General features: G+C 44.5%; 17 protein-coding genes. 15 read left to right on the forward strand and 2 right to left on the reverse strand.

The window, feature by feature from the left end:
- Positions 1-15 precede the first annotated feature (15 nt).
- Positions 16-3,429, reverse strand: coding sequence for a transcription-repair coupling factor (gene mfd / locus QEP06_RS06015; protein ID WP_285269504.1), 3,414 nt, complete (start codon positions 3,427-3,429; stop codon positions 16-18).
- A 213-nt stretch (positions 3,430-3,642) separates the two neighbouring features.
- Between mfd and QEP06_RS06020 the strand changes: the two genes are divergently transcribed.
- The 5 genes from QEP06_RS06020 to QEP06_RS06040 all read left to right on the forward strand — a co-directional run bounded on the left by QEP06_RS06020 (position 3,643) and on the right by QEP06_RS06040 (position 7,868).
- Entirely contained in the window at positions 3,643-4,068 is a 426-nt protein-coding gene (locus QEP06_RS06020; protein ID WP_285269505.1) for a hypothetical protein, read from the forward strand.
- Positions 4,069-4,146: 78 nt separating this feature from the next.
- Positions 4,147-4,524 carry a hypothetical protein gene (locus tag QEP06_RS06025; protein ID WP_285269506.1) on the forward strand — a complete coding sequence of 126 codons (378 nt, stop codon included), beginning with the start codon at positions 4,147-4,149 and terminating at the stop codon, positions 4,522-4,524.
- Positions 4,521-5,126: a hypothetical protein gene (locus QEP06_RS06030; protein ID WP_285269507.1), complete on the forward strand. Its 606-nt coding sequence runs from the start codon at positions 4,521-4,523 to the stop codon at positions 5,124-5,126. The genes QEP06_RS06025 and QEP06_RS06030 overlap by 4 nt, the downstream gene beginning before the upstream one ends.
- Before the next feature lie 33 nt (positions 5,127-5,159).
- On the forward strand, positions 5,160-6,659 hold the full coding sequence (locus QEP06_RS06035; protein WP_285269508.1) for a GH3 auxin-responsive promoter family protein: 1,500 nt from the start codon (positions 5,160-5,162) through the stop codon (positions 6,657-6,659).
- Positions 6,660-6,881: 222 nt separating this feature from the next.
- Positions 6,882-7,868, forward strand: a complete 987-nt coding sequence (locus QEP06_RS06040; RefSeq protein WP_285269509.1) for a T9SS type A sorting domain-containing protein — start codon at positions 6,882-6,884, stop codon at positions 7,866-7,868.
- Between the two features lie 61 nt (positions 7,869-7,929).
- On the opposite strand, the gene QEP06_RS06045 is transcribed toward QEP06_RS06040, so the two are convergent.
- Complete coding sequence (locus tag QEP06_RS06045) at positions 7,930-8,268, reverse strand: DMT family transporter (RefSeq protein ID WP_251832753.1); 339 nt, start codon at positions 8,266-8,268, stop codon at positions 7,930-7,932.
- A 54-nt stretch (positions 8,269-8,322) separates the two neighbouring features.
- Between QEP06_RS06045 and QEP06_RS06050 the strand changes: the two genes are divergently transcribed.
- The 10 genes from QEP06_RS06050 (at position 8,323) to QEP06_RS06095 (ending at position 21,220) form a co-directional block, all read left to right on the forward strand.
- Entirely contained in the window at positions 8,323-9,561 is a 1,239-nt protein-coding gene (locus QEP06_RS06050) for an MFS transporter (RefSeq protein ID WP_251832752.1), read from the forward strand.
- Between the two features lie 242 nt (positions 9,562-9,803).
- Positions 9,804-11,396 carry a replicative DNA helicase gene (gene dnaB / locus QEP06_RS06055; protein WP_285269510.1) on the forward strand — a complete coding sequence of 531 codons (1,593 nt, stop codon included), beginning with the start codon at positions 9,804-9,806 and terminating at the stop codon, positions 11,394-11,396.
- Between the two features lie 79 nt (positions 11,397-11,475).
- The gene (gene rnhA / locus QEP06_RS06060; protein ID WP_251832750.1) at positions 11,476-11,958 is read left to right on the forward strand and encodes a ribonuclease HI; all 483 of its coding nucleotides are present in this window, start codon (positions 11,476-11,478) and stop codon (positions 11,956-11,958) included.
- 63 nt (positions 11,959-12,021) lie between these two features.
- Positions 12,022-12,651, forward strand: coding sequence for an NAD(P)H-dependent oxidoreductase (locus tag QEP06_RS06065; RefSeq protein WP_251832749.1), 630 nt, complete (start codon positions 12,022-12,024; stop codon positions 12,649-12,651).
- A gap of 5 nt (positions 12,652-12,656) precedes the next feature.
- The gene (gene nadB / locus QEP06_RS06070) at positions 12,657-14,231 is read left to right on the forward strand and encodes an L-aspartate oxidase (RefSeq protein ID WP_285269511.1); all 1,575 of its coding nucleotides are present in this window, start codon (positions 12,657-12,659) and stop codon (positions 14,229-14,231) included.
- 25 nt (positions 14,232-14,256) lie between these two features.
- On the forward strand, positions 14,257-15,102 hold the full coding sequence (locus tag QEP06_RS06075) for a sulfurtransferase (RefSeq protein WP_285269512.1): 846 nt from the start codon (positions 14,257-14,259) through the stop codon (positions 15,100-15,102).
- A 17-nt stretch (positions 15,103-15,119) separates the two neighbouring features.
- Positions 15,120-15,980, forward strand: coding sequence for a carboxylating nicotinate-nucleotide diphosphorylase (gene nadC / locus QEP06_RS06080; RefSeq protein WP_285269513.1), 861 nt, complete (start codon positions 15,120-15,122; stop codon positions 15,978-15,980).
- A 222-nt stretch (positions 15,981-16,202) separates the two neighbouring features.
- Complete coding sequence (locus QEP06_RS06085; protein WP_285269514.1) at positions 16,203-19,547, forward strand: TonB-dependent receptor; 3,345 nt, start codon at positions 16,203-16,205, stop codon at positions 19,545-19,547.
- A 78-nt stretch (positions 19,548-19,625) separates the two neighbouring features.
- Complete coding sequence (locus QEP06_RS06090; RefSeq protein WP_285269515.1) at positions 19,626-20,063, forward strand: hypothetical protein; 438 nt, start codon at positions 19,626-19,628, stop codon at positions 20,061-20,063.
- Positions 20,064-20,227: 164 nt separating this feature from the next.
- Positions 20,228-21,220 (forward strand): aspartate-semialdehyde dehydrogenase, encoded by a 993-nt coding sequence (locus QEP06_RS06095; protein ID WP_285269516.1) that lies wholly within the window; start codon positions 20,228-20,230, stop codon positions 21,218-21,220.
- Positions 21,221-21,241: the final 21 nt, after the last annotated feature.

Raw genomic sequence — 21,241 nt, forward strand, 5'->3', positions numbered from 1 at the left:
CGATATAAAATTAAATTACAATATCCTTTCCAGCACTCGGTTCACCTCATCCACATTCTGCACATTTTCTTTGCGCATCATCAGTTGGTTGCCTTCTTTGTTCACTTTTTCTTTTAATGTGGCCTCAGCAGGATTTTGGTGAAGATAAGCGATAATGTTTCTGAATTTCTCGCTTTGGTAAAATTTATCCTGCGGATTTGGTGGAAAGTAGCCCAGGAAAACACCGTTTTTCACCACGATCTTATCGAAACCAATTTCAGCCGCAATCCATTTGAGCTCAACAGATTTCAACAGATTTTTAGCTTCAGGCGGTAATGCGCCGAAGCGGTCGTTAAGTTCGTTTTCAAACTTTCTTAAATCTTCGCGATTCTGAATTTCAGCCAGTTTTTGGTAAAGTGAAAGTCTTTCTTCAATGCTTTGAACATAAACATCAGGCAGCATCAGTTCAAGATCAGTGTCAATATTTACTTCTTTGGTGGATTTAAATAATTTTTTGCGGTCTTCTTCATTCTCGAAAAGTTCACCGAATTCCTCATCATTCTGAAGTTCTTCCAGCGCTTCCTGCATAATTTTCTGGTACGTATCAAAGCCCATTTCGTTGATGAAACCGCTCTGTTCACCGCCAAGAAGATCGCCCGCACCACGGATTTCAAGGTCTTTCATCGCAATCTGGAAGCCGCTTCCAAGATCCGAAAACTGCTCGATCGCCTCCAGTCTTTTTCTTGCATCCGATGTCATCATATCAAACGGCGGCGTAATCAGATAACAGAAAGCCTTCCGGTTGCTTCGTCCTACCCTTCCGCGCATCTGGTGCAAATCGGCCATCCCGAAACGCTGCGCATCGTTGATGAACATGGTGTTGGCGTTCGGCACGTCCACGCCGCTTTCTACAATAGTCGTCGAAACCAAAACATCATATTTACCTTCCATGAAGTCAAGTACGTTGCGTTCGAGCTGTTTGCCTTCCATCTGTCCGTGGCCCGTAATTACCTTAGCATCAGGCACAAGCCTTTGGATAAGTCCGGCGATATCCTTTAAATTTTCAATTCTGTTATTGATGAAATAAACCTGGCCGTCGCGCTGGATTTCGTATGAAATCGCATCGCGGATAATTTCTTCACTAAAACCTACAATACTGGTTTCTACCGGCTGACGGTTTGGCGGCGGCGTCTTGATCACCGATAAATCCCGCGCGGCCATCAGCGAAAACTGCAGTGTCCTCGGAATAGGCGTCGCGGTTAACGTCAGCGTATCAATGTTATTTTTTAAAGTCTTGAGTTTATCCTTCACCGCCACACCAAACTTATGTTCTTCATCGATGATCAGAAGACCTAAGTCCTTGAACTTCACCGTCGGACTTACCAACTGATGCGTTCCGATCACGATATCCACCTTGCCTTCTGCCAGACCTTTCAGCGTCTCCGATTTCTGTTTTGCCGTGCGGAAGCGGTTCAAATAAGAGATGTTTACCGGAAAATCTTTAAGCCTTTCCTTAAAACTTCTGTAATGCTGGAAAGCCAGAATGGTCGTCGGCACTAAAATCGCAACCTGTTTGCCATCCGTAGCTGCCTTGAAAGCTGCCCGCACCGCAATTTCCGTCTTGCCGAACCCTACATCACCACAAATCAGCCTGTCCATCACGGTTTCCTTTTCCATATCGGTTTTCACGTCGAGCGTCGCTTTTTCCTGATCGGGCGTATCCTCATACAAAAAACTGGCTTCCAACTCGTTCTGTAGATAAGAATCGGGTGTGAAGGCGAAACCTTTCGCGGTTTTTCGCTTCGCATAAAGTCTTATCAAGTCGAAAGCGATCTGTTTTACTTTCGCTTTAGTCTTTTGCTTTAATGTTTTCCAGGCCGGCGAACCCAATTTGCTCAAAACGATTTCTTTTCCGTCCGGGCCGTTATATTTTGAGATTTTGTGCAGTGAATGAATGCTTACGTACAGCAAGTCGCCGTTTTTATAGGTGAGTTTAAAACATTCCTGCACTTTGCCGTTGTTGTTTACTTTTACCAAACCCATGAATTTGCCTATGCCGTGGTCGATATGCGTGATATAATCACCGACTTTCATCTGCATGAGGTCTTTCAGCGTGAGCTGCTCAGATTTTGCAAAAGTATTTTTAGCTTTAAATCTTTGGTAACGGTCGAAAATCTGGTGATCTGTGTAAACCGAAATTTTGTGGTCGGCATCTACGAAACCTTCGTGAAGTTCAGATTTGAAAGATTTAAAGAAAATCTTTGAAACACTCACCGAATCAACATCTTCAGATTCAAAATCGTCAGAATTTCCCGTCGAGATCTCTTCAAAGATTGCCTCAAGCCTTTCTTTTTGCTTCTCTGTGGAAAACGAGATCCAAATATCGAAATTGTCACGTCGTTTTTCTTTTAAATCATCTATCAGCAACTCAAAATTCTTGTGGAAACTCGGCTGCGGACTCTGGCTCAGTTCAATTTCTATTGTGTTGCCGGTTCCAGACTTTAATGGTTCGATCGTAAAATCAATAAGCTTGAAGCGCTCCAGATTTTCGGCGAATTCGCTGTCGGACACGAAAAGTTCTGTGGGCTTTTGATGCTTGATGTCTTTGTTTAAATTTTCGAACATTTCCTCCGCCTTCGCAAAGAAATCTTTGATCTTCCTCACAGCCAAAAAGGCGTTGTTCGAAATCACGAAACTGTCTTTCGGCAACAGTCCAAATAGCGGCACTTTGCTCCCTGAGACCGCGAAATTCATATTCGAAACCAACTGAAATTCGTTCACTTTGCCGTTGGTAAGCTGCGTTTCGATATTAAATGTTTTAATGCTTTCGATTTCATTACCGAAAAAAGTGATTCGGTACGGCTCTTCATTAGAATAAGAAAACACATCCACAATGCCGCCACGCACAGAAAATTCGCCGGGTTCCGAAACAAAATCGGTCAACTGAAAATTAAACTGTTGCAAAAGTTCGCCAGTGAAATCGAAATCCAGGCTTTCACCCACTTTTATGCGGTGCGAAATCGCATTAAAATCTTCTTTTTTTAATACTTTTTCAGAAAGGCTTGCGAAAGAAGCCACGATGACCTTTGGTTTCTTAGACGCATTCAGCTGATTAAGTACATCCGTTCGCAAGACCAGATTTGCATTTTGCGTTTTCTCTATCTGGTAAGGCGCAAGATGGGTCGCCGGGAAATAGAGCACATTTTCCTTTCCGAGGAGATCTTCCATTTCGGCAGTGGCGTAAAGCGCTTCTTCTTTATCTTCGATTAAATAAAGAATGGTTTTTTTGCGCGTAAGAAAAAGTTCTGCTGCGAAGACAGACGGCGATGAACCTGCGGAACCCCGCACAGAAAGGCGGCTATGGTCATCAATATTATTAAAAATCTCTGCACCGAAACCACTTTTGAGCATATCGGGCAGGAAGTTTTGACTTATGTTTTTTAACTGCATTTAAATAATTTGGGAATTTCGATGAGAAGATCTCAAACGTCAAAAACGATTCCGGAAAATTTCCGGAACCGTTAAGACATGCAAATTTAAGATTTTATTTGTCAAAATTTATTAGCTATTGGGCAGCAAACTGTTATCCAAATACTTTTAAAGCAATGTTTTAGTGGCACACCGTTTGAAAAGTCACACGCGTTAACCGTAAAAAATAGTATTATGAAAAGGATTGCATTTAAAACTAAAACCTCAATCTTCCGGAAGACTGCCAAATTCGCAGGATTTCTGATGTTAATTTTCTCCGTTTTCGCGCTGAGCTCATGCAGCCGCGACGATGATCCGTCAGACAACGATTTCTTTGCCGGCACCTACCGCGGAACACTCACGTATGATGACGGCACCACCTCGATTACAAAGGAAAACGGAAGCGTATTTGTAACGAAAATCGGCAGCGCTACGAAGTACAACTTCAGATTTTCAGACGGAATTCCGGATATCAACGGAATCGAATTCCAGAAAGAAGGCGACAACACAATGGTGATGGTGGGTTCTACGGCAACATCGTACATTAGGATCGACAATAAAGACCTGAAAATATTTTACAGCAATAACGGAAAAACCTGGACGGCTAATGCCAACAGATAGTCTGTAACGACAGGATACACCGAAACTGTTTCAATTTTATTGAAGCAGTTTTTTTGTATTTTTAAACAAAATTAGCCAATGAAATTCCGTCCTGTTTCAGGCCTGCTGTTTATGTACTTCGTACTGATAATGAGCGGTTGCCGAAGTGATTCAACAGACAATCCGAGAGCCTATGTAGAAGGCCAGATGGTTGCTGCGACGGTAGATTTCAATAAAATCAGGCTTAAAATCATCAGCAATAATATCGTGACAGCACAAACCGCGCTGCAGGCTGGCGGATCTTTCACACTTTCCGGACCCATCTCAAATGATGGCTTTTCGTTGACATCCACCGAAAAAATAAAATCTTTCAAAGCCGAAAAATCCGGGCTGACAATCTCCGCAGATTCAATGCAGATCAATGTTCCGAAAGGAATCACTTACCTTAAGTTCAACGAAATAGTGCTGACGAAATGAGGATCGCTATTTTACTTTTAATGATTTCGCCGGCGCTTTTTTTGAGCCAGAAGCGGAAAAAAGGTCTCGATGTAGTTTCGAACATCGATGTGAAGGTGCTTGCGATGAAACCGATCGGAAATAACTGGCTCGCCAAAGACCTGCAGCCTTTTTACGGTTTTGGTTTCGGTGGAAACCTGATGACACCGATCAATTTCGGAGTAGGGATTGATTACAGCGCCTATTTTTCGAATGTAGATTATGGCCGAAGAAGCAGCTACGGCAACCTCGGTTCGCCGCGGATGACCGTTATCGATGCTTTCCTGACGCATCGTGATGGGATTTCCGAAGATTTTTTCATTGAAGAAATGGCCGGATTCTCCTTTTACCGGCTGACGAATAATTTCATTGACCTTGGTTCCGAACAGTTAAAAGAAAAAGCGGTTGGGTTTCACCTTGGCGGGAAAGCAATTTACACGCTGGATGGGCCGCAGCAGGTTTTCGTAGCAGGAAAAGCGAATTTCTACTTCGGCAACACATTTAATGAAAATGCTGATATCCGGAGATACTACAGCCGCTCGGTCCTGCTAAGCCTGAGTTTGGGTTACAGGTATAATTTTTAGACCTTTCGCATCAATAATATTTAAATTTGCTGAATGATAAATTTCATCAAGAAAAAAATCGCGCTTATTTGGGCAAAAAAGCACGTTAAAGCTACCGCAAAATTCAAAAATAATGCGGTAGAAGATCAGCAGCAGCTTCTGCTTTCGCTTGTAAAAACCGCGGAAAAGACATTGTTTGGACGGGAACGAAATTTTGAAGAAATCAAAACCATCCAAGATTACCAGACACACGTGCAAATTGCTGATTATGAAGAGTTAAAACCTTATATCGAAAAAGTAAAAAAAGGCCAGCGGAATATTCTGTGGACAGAAACACCGGAGTATTTTGCAAAAACTTCGGGCACCACTTCAGGCTCGAAATACATCCCGATTTCAAAAGAAGGAATGCCTTATCAACTCGCTGCCGCGCAAAGCGCGATCTTTCATTATATCAGCCAGAAAAACAATTCAGATTTCGTGGCCGGAAAAATGATTTTCCTGCAGGGAAGCCCTGAACTTGAAGAAATTAACGGCATTAAAACAGGACGTCTTTCCGGAATTGTTGCGCATCACATCCCGAATTATCTTCAGAAAAACCGCCTTCCGAGTGAAAAAACAAACCTCATCGACGACTGGGAAACCAAAGTGGACGAGATTGTAAAGGAAACCGAAAGGCAGAACATGACGCTGATTTCGGGCATACCGCCCTGGCTGATCATGTATTTTGAAAAACTCATCGAGCGCAATGGAAAAAAAATCACCGAACTTTTCCCGAATCTCCAGCTGATCATTACCGGCGGTGTAAACTTCGAGCCTTATCGTGAGAAAATGAACGAACTTTTGGGCAGGCCCGTGGACACCATCCAAACTTTTCCGGCGAGCGAAGGATTTTTTGCGTTCCAGGATGATTATACCAAAGAAGGTTTACTGCTGTTGACCAATCACGGAATTTTTTATGAATTCGTGCCGCTTGAAACCTACGGAAAACCCGATGCACAACGGCTTACGTTAAAAGACGTGGAACTTCACAAAGATTACGCACTGATCCTGACGACCAATTCCGGACTTTGGGCGTATTCTATTGGTGATGTGGTGCGATTTATTTCTAAAGATCCTTACAGAATCGTGGTTTCGGGCAGAACCAAACACTTCACTTCGGCTTTTGGTGAACACGTGATCGCGTTTGAAGTGGAGGAAGCAATGAAGGCCACAGTTGAAAAATTTCCGGCTCAGATCACCGAATTCCATCTGGCGCCACAGGTAAATCCTGCCGAAGGTTTGCCTTATCACGAATGGTTCATCGAGTTTGAGAAAGAACCGGCGGACATGGAAGCATTCAGAATAAATTTAGATAAAGAGATGCGGCGCCGAAATACATATTATGATGACCTGATTGCCGGAAACATCCTAAAACCTTTGGTTATCAGCCGGCTAGAGAAAAACGCATTTCACGAATACGCAAAATCTGAAGGGAAACTTGGCGGCCAGAACAAGATTCCAAGACTTGCGAATGACAGGAAAATCGGTGATTTTCTGGATAAACTGAAATCCTGAAATTAAACGGACTTAAAACCAAAACCATCCGAATAGGGTGGTTTTTTTTATAATGCTGGGGTTCATTCAGCCTAAGGTCTATTACTCAATTTTTTTTAGGGTCTAAATTCATAAATTCCAAAGCATTAGATCTAATATCGGGTAAAATGGAAGTTCGGAATTACGCATTTCTTAGGAAATCACGTGATACTGCCTTATATTAGCGGAAAATAATTATTATTAATGAGAAAATTTTATGTTTTGGGAGCAATGTTAGCGATAACATTCTCAAATGCGCAGACCGCGAAAAAAAGCTTTATCAAAAAAAGCGAAAATGGCCTACACCAACCTTTTGTCTCTAATCTGAAAGAGAGCAGTATTAAATTTCAGCAGGCAGCAGATTTTGACAATGCTATTATTTCAATGGTTGATCAGGATGATGCGCAGATCATTGCTGCAGACGATTTCCAGCTTACAGAAGCTGTAAAAGTTGACAAGTTTGTTTTCTACGGCACACAGGATTACGATGATTTACCTGATTACCTACTTGGTGCAAAGATGTACATCTTCAATGACGATAACGGCAAGCCGGCCGGCACACCTACAAATGCGGGGAATGCGGTAGCAGCCATCAATTTGCGCGGTAGCAGTGCCATTGCTATCTCTACTGAAAACCCATGGGAATTTACTATCGATGTCAATGTAACGCAGGCTTTAGGACAAACTCTTACGCTGGATGCCAACAAAAGGTATTGGGTTGCATTCGCACCGATCGTAGACCTTGGTGATGAATATGGTGCAGATTCTTCTGAAATATTCTACTGGGCAGGCACGCCAACCGGTAATTTTGCTGAGCCTGTCCTTATTGATGAGGAAGATCTTTTTCAGGCAGGAGCAACAGACTGGAGCACAATCTCCGACCTCACCGGAGACACTATGCCGGGGATGGCATTCTCTATTACTGGCGAAACTGCACTGGGAACGGGCGAAGTTTACTCAAACCGTAAAAATGTTTCCGTTTACCCGAATCCTGCAGTTAGCGTAGTGAACGTGAAAGCAAACGGGAAACATGCCATCACGAAAACCGAAATCTATGATATGAACGGCAAACTGGTTACAAGTTCAGCAAGCAATTCTATCGATGTAGAAAAACTCCCGAAAGCAGTATATCTTGTTAAAGTTTATGCGGGTTCAGAAGTTATCGAAACTACAAAACTTATCAAAAAATAGATTTAACTTCTATTTTTAAAGCCTGCGTTTGCAGGCTTTTTTTTGTTTTAAATTCTCTATTTTAGTTCGAAACCGCCTTCAGCCCAACAACAGAGGCGATCAGTGTAAAGACAAAAAACATCCGCCAGAAGGTCGCTGGCTCATTAAATATGAAAATTCCCGCCATCACGCCGCCCACTGCACCAATTCCCGTCCACACTGCATACGCTGTTCCCACGGGAATCGGGTTGCTGCCGTACGAAATCGCTTTATAAAGCAGGAACATGCTCAGCGAAAGCGAGATGGCAAATCCGGCCCACCAGAAAAAGCTTTCACGGCCCGTGGTTTCCTGCGCCTTGCCGAGACAGGTCGCAAATCCGGTTTCGAAAAGACCGCCGATGATCAGTAAAATCCAGTTCATAAACGCAAAGATAATTTTTCCCTGAAAAATGCCGGGCAAGATTTACATTTGCACATGATTTCACTCACGCCTCTACAAACGCTGAAAATTCCCGAGTTCCGGAACCTTATGGCCGGACGTTTCTTTCTGGTACTTTCTTTCCGCATGCTGGCTACGCTGATGGGTTGGTGGATTTACCAGCTTACAAAAGACCCGTTTGCAATCGGCCTCATCGGGCTTTCAGAAGTGATACCGGCTGTATTCACCGCGCTGTACGCAGGCCATGTGATCGATAATTCGGAGAAAAAGAAACTGCTGCTGATCTGCAACTACATCTATGTTTTCCTCATAGGTTTGCTCATCATCCCGGCTTTTTTCGGGCACCGACTTTTACATTTCAGCAATCTGCAGATCTCATACTTCATTTACGCAGTGATATTTTTTACGGGTTTTTGCCGGGCTTTCCTCGGACCCATCATCCCGTCGATGATCCCCAAAATAGTTTCGCGCGAGACTTTGCCCAACGCTATTACTATTAACCAAGGCACATTTCTCACGGCTTCGGTTTGCGGACACGCGCTCGGTGGCTTCCTGATTCACTGGATCGATATTTCGGGGACTATTTTGGTAGTGGTCGTACTTATGGTGCTTTCCTCGTTCTTCTTTTGGTTCCTGAAAAAGCATCATTCAGAAAACGGCCAGCGCGACATCGGCGTGGTACAAAGCATGCGCGAAGGCGTCGCGTACATCTACAAAACCAAGGAAATCCTGGGTGCGCTGTGTCTGGACATGTTCGCGGTGCTGTTCGGCGGTGCTGTGGCAATGATTCCGGTGTTCGCGTCAGACATCCTGAAGGTGGGTTCGGAAGGTTTCGGCCTGCTGAATGCAGCTTCAGACATCGGTTCCATGTGCATTATCGCGTTTCTGGCCTTCTTTCCGTTGAAGAAAAATCAGGGAAAAATACTGCTGGCGGCGGTTGCAGGTTTCGGTCTCTGCATCATCGCGTTCGGCTTTTCGCAACTTTTCTGGCTCTCATTCGGTTTCCTCATGCTGAGTGGCATGCTCGACGGTATTTCGGTTGTCATCCGCGGCACCATCGTTCAGCTGAAAACACCAGATCACTTGCGCGGCCGCGTGCTCAGTGTAAATTCAATCTTCATCATGTCGAGCAACGAGATGGGGCAGTTCGAAAGTGGTGTGGCTGCCAAACTTTTCGGCGTAGTACGCTCCGTGATATTCGGTGGTACAGCTACGGTGCTCATCGCGCTGCTGGTGGGAACTACCAACCCGAAACTCCGGAAAATGGAGTATTAAAATATTTTTTAGGAGCTACAAATTTTCGTTCATTCTGAAGACTCCACCCGCTTTCCGCTGCAATCCCGCTGAGGCGGGGATTTCCGCTGCAATCGGGGCTAGGAACCCGGGCATTTTACCTTCAGACAGACATTGACTTATTAACATCGGTTAGCATTCATTACCAACATTTTAACCCAGAAACACGGGCTATTGTTGGTTAATAAATGGCAGGCGATTTTAAAAAAAACTATCTTTGCCCCATGACACAGAAGGAAACTTTATCTTCACTGATTCACGGCAATTTCGCCCGTGAGCTTTCCATTTCCGATGGCAAAATGCCGCCAAACGCAGTAGATTTTGAGCGTTTGGTGATCGGGACTTTCCTTATTGATAAAAAAGGCCTCGATTACTCGATAGATTTACTTACGGCAGACGTATTTTACGATCCCAGACACCAGGAAATCTTCCGTGCGATCCTGAAACTGTATGAAGGTAACCATCCCGTTGACCTGATGACCGTAATCCAGGAACTTAAGAAAAACGAAAAGCTGGGTTTTGCCGGCGGCGATCATTATATCATCGACCTTACAATGGGCGTGTCGTCAAGCGCGCATATCGAGTATCACGTGCGTGTGATCCTCGAAAAGTTCATTCTTCGAAGCCTGATCAACGTTTCCGCGAACGTAATCGACAGTTCGTACAAAGAATCTACGGATGTTTTCGAACTTTTGGATAAAGCCGAACAGTCTTTCTTTGAAATCACCAACGGAACCATTAAAAAAGGTTTTGACACAGCAAATACACTTGTAAAACAGGCGATTGAAACCATTAAATCATTAAAAGACAAAGAAGGAATCTCCGGTATTCCGTCAGGTTTCAGAGACATTGATAAAGAAACCGGTGGTTGGCAAAACTCGGATTTGATTATCATTGCGGCACGTCCTGCTATGGGTAAAACGGCTTTTCTGCTTTCGATGGCACGAAACATTGCCGTGCAGCACCAGATTCCGCTTGCCCTATTCTCGCTCGAGATGGCGTCTGTGCAGCTTATCACGAGGATGATTGCCTCTGAAACCGGCATCTCTTCAGAAAAACTCCGTAAAGGCCAGATGAGCGATGAAGAATGGCAGCGTCTGTTCTCCAATGTATCGGAACTCGAAAACGCACCACTCTACATTGATGAAACACCTTCTCTGTCGGTATTTGATTTCCGTGCGAAATGCCGCCGACTTGTGATGCAGCATGGTGTGAAGATCATCATGGTCGATTACCTGCAGCTGATGACGGCGAATTCCGGTAAAGGCGCCGGAAACCGCGAACAGGAAATCGCCACGATTTCCCGATCCCTAAAAGCAATCGCAAAAGAACTTAATGTTCCGGTGATCGCGCTTTCGCAGCTTTCAAGATCGGTGGAAACGCGTCCGGGCAAAAGACCGATGCTTTCTGACCTGCGGGAATCGGGAGCGATTGAGCAGGACGCCGATATCGTGTCGTTTATTTTCCGTCCTGAATATTACAAGATTACCACGTGGGATAATGATGAAGACGGCGGGGAAAGTTCAACTGAAAACCAGGCCGAACTCATCATCGCAAAACACCGGAACGGCGCTACGGCAGACGTAAGGATGTCATTCTTTAAAAACATCGCGAAGTTCGCTGACCTCGATTTGTTCGGTAACCAGCACACGATGGGTTATCAACCGTCTAACTTCGCCGCGATGGACGCGCCGGGCGGATTTGATAAAATCCGGGCAACCATTGATCCGGGTGCCGCGTTTGATTTGCCGGGCAGCCAAAATGTGTCGGGTTCATCGATGAATGATTTGGATGACGATGAGGAATTTGAGTTTTAAATATTAAAATTTAGCTATACAAATTAAGTCGGTGCAATGCCGGCTTTTTTTGAAGCTTATCTTAAAGAAATATTACAGATTGAGTTTACGAATAGAAATCTACACAGACGGCGCGTGCAGCGGAAATCCGGGAAAAGGAGGATACGGGATTGTGATGAAAGTTCCGGAGAAAAACTACGTGAAACACTTCAGCAAAGGTTTCCGCCGAACTACCAACAACCGCATGGAACTGCTGGCGGTGATCGTGGCACTCGAAAAACTGAAATCTCCGGACAACGACATCCACATCTTCACAGACAGCAAATATGTGTCCGACGCTATCAATAAAAAATGGCTGCTGGGTTGGATAAAGAAAGATTTTAAAAACGTAAAAAACCCCGATTTGTGGCGAAGGCTGGTACCGCTGCTCAAGACTCACAACACGACTTTCCACTGGATAAAAGGCCACGCCGGGCACCCCGAAAACGAAATCTGTGACCAACTCGCGGTGAAGGCTGCACAGGGACCGACACTGGAAACCGATGAATATTTCGAGAATCCTGATCCGGGCGGGCTGTTTTAATTTAATTTACCACAGCAGAAGTAATCGCTGTCAGTGCTTTTTTACTTTTGTTATCTTTGTTCAATGAATTATATTGAAGCGCTGAAGCAAAGATATTCGGTAAAGAAATTCGACCGCGAACGGCAGGTTCCGGCGGATGTTTTGCAAAACATTCTGCAAGCCGGCAAGCTGTCTGCAAGTTCGCTTGGCCTGCAGCCTTACAAAATAGTTATCGCAGAAAGTGCCGAAATAAAATCCAAACTGATCCCGGCATTTTATAATCCATCCCAAATCTCAACGTGCTCACATCTGGTCATCCTTATTTCTAAAAAAAATGTGGATGACAGTTACATTGACGGTTATTTCCGGCACATTTCTGATGTTCGCGAAGTTCCGGTTGGCAGTCTGGACCTGTTCCGAAAAAACATTGAGGGCTACACCAAAAAACCGGAACAGGAAGAAGTTGCCTTTTGGGCTGAAAAACAGACCTATATCGTACTCGGAAATCTGATGTTTGCGGCCGCGCTGGAGAAAGTGGATTCATGTCCGATGGAAGGATTTAAAAAAAACCTCATCGAAGAGATTCTGGGCTTAGACACTGAAAAAGAAAGTGTTGCAGTGACGCTTGCACTGGGCTACCGCGCGCCGGATGACAACTTCCAGCATTTAAAGAAAGTGCGCAAACCAGATCAAAAATTATTTAAGTTCATTTAATTTCAATGATAAAAACAGATGTACTGGTAATTGGTTCCGGGATATCCGGCCTCTCCTATGCCATTAAGATTTCCCAAAAAATGCCCGATGCGCAGATCACCATCGTCACCAAAGCTGATGAGGATGAGAGCAACACGAAATATGCCCAGGGCGGGCTTGCTGTGGTGACCGATTTTGATAAAGACGATTTCCAAAAACATATCGATGATACGATGCGTGCCGGCGATGGTGAAAATAAGCGCGAAGTGGTGGAAATGGTCATCAGGGAAGGTCCGGCGCGGTTTCGGGAACTTGTAGATTGGGGAACCAATTTCGATATGGAAAAAGGCGGGGATTTCAAACTCGGGCGTGAAGGCGGCCACACCGAAAACCGCATCGTTCATCATAAAGACGTTACGGGTGCCGAAATAGAACGAGCCCTGCTCGAAACTGTACGTAAATCGCCGAATATCGAAATGCTGGCGCATCATTACGTGATAGACCTCATCACGCAGCACCACGTTCCGGGCAAGGAAACACAAACCGACGATATCGCTTGCTACGGCGCCTATATTTTAGATGAAAAGCAGAAAATAATTAAAAAAATCACCGCCAAGATCACGCTTGTAGCCACAGGTGGCGCCGGACATGTTTACAAGAACACCACCAATCCGGTGATCGCAACAGGCGACGGAATTGCCTTTGTGCATCGCGCGCGCGGAAAGGTCTCGAACATGCAGTATTATCAGTTTCACCCTACTGCACTCTACTCAAAACGTGACGGAATGCTGTTTTTGATTTCTGAAGCGGTGCGTGGAGACGGCGCAAAACTGCGGACCAAAAACGGTGAAAAATTCATGCATAAGTACGATGAACGCGAAGAACTCGCTTCCCGCGATATCGTTGCACGCGCGATCGATAATGAACTGAAAATCTCCGGTGACGAATACGTCGGGCTCGACTGTCGTGGAATGGATGAAGAAAATTTCAAAGAACACTTTCCGAATATCTACCAAAAATGCCTGCAGGAAGGCATAGATCCGTTTAAGCAGCTGATTCCCGTGGTTCCGGCCTGCCATTACCTGATGGGCGGCATAGAAACCGACATGAACGGACAAAGTTCGATCACAAACCTGTTTGCAGTGGGCGAATGCACAAATTCCGGACTTCACGGCGCAAACAGACTCGCATCAAATTCACTGCTCGAAGGATTGGTTTTCGGGCATAATGCTGCTATGAAAACTGTGGAACTGCTCAAAGCGAATCAGTTTAATTTTGATGACCTGAAAGCCGTGCCGGAATGGGATGACGAAGGCCTGAAAATGATGGACGAGATGGTAATGATTTCCTATTTCCGCAGACAGCTTCAGGAAATGATGAGCGATCTGGTAAGCATCGTAAGGACTAACGAACGGCTTTTGCTGGCACAAAAGAAACAGCGCGAAATCTATGAAGCTGTGACCGAACTTTATAATTATTCCATCATGTCGCCACAACTTTCAGAACTTCGGAATCTGGTAAACGTTTCCTATCTGATCATCAAACATTCTCTGGCGATGAAACAGAATAAAGGCGCATTTTTTAACAAGGACCTGAACTGAGATTTAAATTCTAAAAAACCACTGTATGAAAATCTCTCCTGTCATTTCTACAAACGGACTCGCTGAAATAATTAATAATAAAAATGTTATACTCATCGATGCCGGCAGCGGAAAGCATGCGTATGAAAGGTATCTGCAAAAGCATATCGAAAATGCATTCTATGTTGATTTGAATGAAGATTTAGCTGAAATTCCCGACGATGCCAAAAACGGAGGCCGTCACCCGCTTCCTTCGCCCGAAAAATTTGCAGAAGTTTTGCAGCGCGTAGGAATTAAAGAAAACTCACACCTCATTGTTTACGATGATAAAAACGGCTCGAATGCTGCAGCTAGATTTTGGTGGATGGCGCGCGCCGCAGGCCTTGAAAATGTTCAGGTTTTAGACGGCGGTTTGCAACAAACTGAAAAATCCGATTTGCCAATCACTCAGAAAATACCTGTCGCTGATGAGGTTGAATTGATTAAATTCAAAAACTGGGAGCTTCCGGTCATTCATTTGGATCAAATTGAAAGCTTCGTATCCGCAGAATCGAATATTCTAGTGGATGTACGTGAAACCGAGCGCTACAATGGCGATACTGAACCTATCGATCTGGTTGCAGGACATATTCCGGGCGCGATCAATCTACCTTTTAAAAATAATCTTGGCGAAAACGGTTTTTTCCGTAAGCCTGAAGAACTTAAAAAACAATTCCAGGATGTTTTTGGAAACGTCAATAGTATTGCAGTTCATTGCGGCTCCGGCGTCACCGCCTGTCACACGATCCTGGCAATGGACTATGCAGATCTTCCGATACCCACACTTTACGTCGGCTCCTGGAGCGAATACAGCCGGAACAATAAACCGATCGCGACTCAACCCCGCAAATAATTTTACTCAATAAAATCATGAAAAAACCAAGTTACGTTACCGATAAAAATATTAAACAGTTCATAAAATCTGCACTTGCAGAAGACATTCAGGATGGCGATCACTCTACGCTTGCGACAATCCCGGCAGATCTGCAGCAAAGAGCCAAACTTTTGGTGAAAGAAGACTGCATCCTGGCCGGTGTAGAGATGGCCACGATGATCTTTAAGCAGTTTGATAAGAATCTGGAAATTGAAGTTTTAATTAAAGACGGCGCAACTGCCAAAGTGGGCGATATCGCGTTTTATGTGACAGGCAGCGCAAGGTCAATTCTTTCCACCGAAAGGCTGGTACTCAACTGTATGCAGCGCATGAGCGGCATCGCCACGCTGACACACGACTGGGATTCAAGGTTGCTCGGAACCAAAACCAGACTTCTGGATACCCGCAAGACAACGCCAAATTTCAGGATTTGCGAAAAATGGGCAGTGGCAATAGGTGGCGGAACCAATCACCGGTATGGCCTGTACGATATGATCATGCTGAAAGACAACCACATCGATTACAACGGAAGCATCACCAATGCCGTGAAAATGGCACGCGAATACAATAAGTCGCTGAAGAAAAAACTGAAGATAGAAGTGGAAACCCGCAACCTCGAAGAAGTGGAAGAAGCCCTGAAAATGGAGGTAGACCGCATCATGCTCGACAATATGGACACTCAAACCATGGCGAAGGCAGTAAGCCTGATTGCCGGAAAATGTGAAACGGAAGCCTCGGGCGGAATCACGCGCGAAATGCTGAAAGAAGTCGCTAAAACAGGTGTAGATTTTATTTCGGCAGGCGCACTCACCCATTCGGCTTCGAACATAGATTTAAGCTTGAAAGCCGTAGTCTGAAACTTATGTCAAAGCACGTTTTGGGGAATTATTTTTAGCGATTATGCAATGCATTATTTCTCTTCGGGGAAATTTTTAAGCACATTAACTAGCTGTTAATGTGCTTTTTAAATGTAATTTTTACGTAAATTTAAATCTTAACATCTCTGTAATAATAATCTCATTTTTTTTGTTCATTTTTGCAGCAAAAGATATTTTCAATTATAACCTAATCGAGTTGATATGAATTTGAAACCATTTAAGAAGAGTGTTCTTATCGCTGCAATTGCCTTTGCAGGTTACGGCAACGTACATGCACAGGTTACTACGAGTAACATGACCGGTATTGTAAGCACGCGCGACGGAAAACAAACGTCGGGTGCCAGAATTACGGCCACCCACTTGCCTTCTGGTACAGTGTATAGTGCTGCAGCGAATGCTTCGGGAGCTTTCAACCTTCCGAACATGCGTGTTGGCGGACCTTACCGTGTAGAAGTAAGTACCGGTACGGAGCAGCCAATCATTTATGAAGATGTGTACTTAGAACTTGGCCAACCATTTACATTAAACCCTGTTTTCGGTGAGAAGACAGAAAACATCGCCGAAGTGGTACTTACAGGTACACGCGGTGTGAACACAAACAAAACAGGTGCAGCAACCAATGTAGGTTTGAAGCAAATTCAGGAACTTCCACAGGCAAACCGCAGCATAACAGAATTTACAAGACTTACGCCCCAGGCAAACGGCAACTCATTTGCAGGCCGTGATGCGCGTTACAACAACCTTCAGATTGACGGTGCGAACTTTAATAACGGTTTCGGTTTAAGTTCAAACCCACTTCCGGGAGGAAATTCACAGCCTATTTCTTTGGATGCGATCCAGGAAATTTCTGTAAACATTGCGCCGTTTGATATTACTCAATCAGGTTTTACTGGTGCAGGCATCAACGCGGTTACAAAATCTGGAACTAACAGGTTTCACGGTTCACTTTACGGGTATTACACAGGAAAAGAACTTAGCGGCTGGAAAATTAACGACAACGATATCGCGAAGGTTTCCGGTGGACAGATGACCAATGGATTCACAATCGGGGGACCACTTGTTCAAAACAAACTATTCTTCTTCGTTAGTGCTGAAAGAGAAACTGCTACGGGCGCTAACGCTTCAGGTGCAAACCTTTGGAAAGCTTCACAGGATGGTGTTTCCGATCCGGCAAATAACATTTCACGCGTAAAAGAGTCAGACCTTATCGCGGTAAGAAATCACCTGATCAACCGTTGGGGTTACGATCCCGGAAGATACCAGGGCTACGCTAACGAAGCTGAGCAGCAGGGAGACAAATTCCTCGCGAGACTTGACTGGAATATCAACGACCAGCACAAATTTGCCATACGTTACAATGTGTTGAATGCCAAATCAATGCAGGTTGCCAATGCTTCATCAGGGCCTTCACCTAGATCGGCACACGGACGTGTAAGTGACAAGGCAATGACATTCGAAAATGGTAACTACGCACTTGAAAACAGAGTACAGTCGCTTACTGCGGAATTGAACTCAACTTTCAACTCAAGCCTTTCGAATAAATTATTGTTCACCTACTCAAAAATCCAGGATTTAAGAACTACACCATCAGATCAACTTTTCCCTTTTGTTGATATATGGGATGGTTCTGCAAGCGGCGGAAACTACATCAGTTTCGGTACGGAGCTTTTCTCTTATCTGAATGATGTGATCAATGATAACTTCTCCATCATCAATAACCTTACTTACAGCGCGGGTAAACACACAATTACCGGAGGTGCGGCGTATGAGATGCAGAAATTCGGTAATTCATACACCAGAATGGGAACAGGTTACTACCGTTACGCATCAGTTGCAGATTTCCTTACGACAGGTACAGCCAACGAAGTGGCGCCGATCATGTTCGGCCTTACATATCCGTACGCAGGTCAGGACACTTACTCACGCGTAAATTTCGGTCTTTTATCTGCTTATGCACAAGACAGAATTGCGTTGAATGACAGATTCAATTTCACTGTAGGTTTACGTGCTGAATTGCCAATGTATCTTAATGATCTTACTGCAAACCCAGCTATCGATAATCTGACATTACTTGACACCAAAGGTAACCCAACGAACTATTCTTCTGGCGAGTGGCCAAATTCTAAAGTAATGCTTTCACCACGTTTAGGTTTCAATTATGATGCTTTTGGTGACCGAACGCTCACTGTTCGTGGTGGTACTGGAGTTTTCTCCGGTCGTGTACCGTTTGTCTGGTTGACTAATATGCCGACCAACGCAGGCGTTCTTCAAAATATCGTGGAACCAACTTCATATCAGCAGGTTGCGGGATGGATCAATAATATCACTTTCCAGCCACAGGATATCTATTATCATTTGAACAATGTGCCTGCAGGTGCCGGAAACGTGTTCATTCAGTCACCGGCTGATGGTGCACCAAGTACATTTGCACTTGTAGACCGCAATTTCAAGATGCCGTCTGTGTGGAGATCAAGCATCGGGATCGATTACAGAATTCCAAATTCATTGATCACGCTTACATCAGACGTTCTTTACACTAAAGATATCAACGCAGTTTTCCAGTACGGTGCAAACAGAAAGCCTTCTACTGTGAAAATGACGAGCCAGCCGCGGGATTTCTATCCGACACCGGCAGCGGGACAAATGCCAAACTATCAGTATAATTCAGCGATTGGAGCAAACAATGCCACGATCCTTACCAATACTGATACGAAAGGTTATGCATTCTCAGCTACGGTAGGTGCAAGCCTTCGCCCTTGGAACGGACTTTCAGGATCGGTATTCTACACTTACTCTGAAGCTGAGGAAGTATCTTCAAACTCTGGTTCTAACGCGTCATCTTCATGGCTGGGTTCACCGGTTATCGATACACCAAACCAGGATTTCCTGAGCATTTCGAATTTTGCGGTTCCGCATAGAGTTGTAGCGAACGTTACGTATGATATCAAGCAAACCGGAACAACCATTGGTGCTTATTACTCAGGTGCTCACCAAGGAAGATTCTCTTATTACTATACCAATGACCTGAACGGAGATGGTTTAGCTAATGACTTGATGTACATCCCGGAAAGTACTGCTACGATGAAATTTGCGAATATCACTTCCGGTTCAGGTGCAAATCAGGTAACCCTGTTCACAGCTGACCAGCAGAGAGCAGCATTCGAGCAGTTCATCACCGATAACGGACTTGAAAAATACCGCGGACAGATCTTGCCACGAAATGGTTTCCTACTTCCATGGTTGAACCGTGTAGATGTACGTATCTCACAAAACCTTTTCAGCGATATGGTACAAAAAGGCGACAAGATTCAGTTAACGCTTGATGTTCTGAACTTTGGAAACATGCTGAACTCCGAGTGGGGAATCCAGGATACTACTGTAAGCCAGTATGGTGCAGCTATCCTATCCAGATCAGGTGCTGTTTCGCCAGATCCTACATTCACTATGGTAAGAGATGGCAGCAACCTGGTAAACGCGCCTTACAGAGCTGCGAACAACAGATTTACCACGTGGTCAGCTTTATTTGGAATGAAATATTCTTTCTAAAAACAAGCTTTCCGCTTATACATATCCCGGCAATACGCCGGGATTTTTTTTATCTTTGCCATTAACAAAAAAAATATTATGGATTTCAACATTATGCTTCAGGCACACCGTGGTTTTGCTTACCTTATTTTGCTCGCAATCGCTGTTTTTGTCGTAGCACTGCTCATGACAATGTTTGGCTATTCGGGAAGAATCACCAAGCTGCTGAGAAAATCAACACTGTTCACAATGATTTTTTTCCATACGCAAGCCGTAATCGGGCTGATCATGCTGTTCTTCTTTTCACCGGGTTTTAAAGCCGCGACTGAGGCCGGAACACTGATGAAAGATTCTGTGGCCAGAAACACGTACGTAGAACATCCATTTGCGATGATTGTTTCTGCGGTTCTGCTTACAATCCTTAATAAAAAATTCAAGACCAACGACAAAATGCAGATGCCGTGGGTGATCATGGCGTTTGTTGCACTCGCTCTGATGCTGTGGGCCTTCCAGTGGAACAGGCTTTTTGGAGGGTAAACGCTGGTCTTTAAATGGGTTCAAATTGTTCAAATGGTTCAATGAGGTTCAAATTGTTTATCATAATTACTTAATTGACCTAACCACTTGAACATTTGAACCATTGAACCATTTGAACCGTTTGAACAACTTAACAATATTAAAACCTCTTTGAACAGAAAATTATGAAAGTAGCCCTTGTAGGCGCCACCGGAATGGTGGGCGAAGTAATGCTGAAGGTTTTGGAAGAACGCAACTTCCCGGTGACGAAACTCATCCCGGTTGCGTCTGAAAAGTCTGTGGGCAAAACGATTTTCTTTAAAAATGAAGCCATTGAAGTCGTCTCCATGCAGGATGCCATTGATATGCAGCCGCACATCGCGCTCTTTTCTGCTGGTGGAAACACTTCGCTGGAATTTGCGCCGAAATTCGCTGCCGCTGGCACTACCGTGATCGATAATTCTTCCGCATTCAGGATGGATGCAGATAAGAAATTGGTCGTGCCCGAAATTAATGCGGAGGAACTTACGCCATCAGATAAAATCATTGCAAACCCAAACTGCTCTACAATACAGCTTGTGATGGTATTGCATCCTTTAAATAAGAAATTTGGGCTGAAACGTGTGGTTGTTTCAACCTACCAGTCAGTTACGGGAACCGGGAAAAATGCGGTGGATCAGTTGAATGCCGAAATTTCGGGCGATGCTGATGCCGCAAAAGTTTACCCTTACGAAATTTTTAAAAATGCATTGCCGCACTGCGACGTATTTGCCGAAGACGATTATACAAAAGAGGAAATAAAACTGATGACCGAACCCAAAAAAATTCTGGGTGACGACAGCTTTAACCTAACAGCAACCGCAGTGCGCGTTCCTGTACAGGGCGGACATTCTGAAAGTGTGAACATCGAGTTCGAAAACGATTTTGACATCGACGAAATACGCAATATTCTCTCTGAAACGCCGGGCGTGACGGTTTTGGATGATGTACAGAATAAAATCTATCCGATGCCGCTTTACGCTGAAGGAAAAGATGAGGTTTTCGTGGGCCGGATCCGACGTGACCGTTCACAACCGAACACCCTAAACCTTTGGATTGTTGCCGACAACCTCCGGAAAGGAGCCGCAACCAACGCCGTGCAGATCGCCGAATATCTCGTAAAACAAGATTTGGTTTAAAAACAAATGCTCACCAGAAAG

This window comes from Kaistella rhinocerotis (assembly GCF_030243905.1).
GTDB classification, from domain to species: Bacteria; Bacteroidota; Bacteroidia; order Flavobacteriales; family Weeksellaceae; genus Kaistella; species Kaistella rhinocerotis.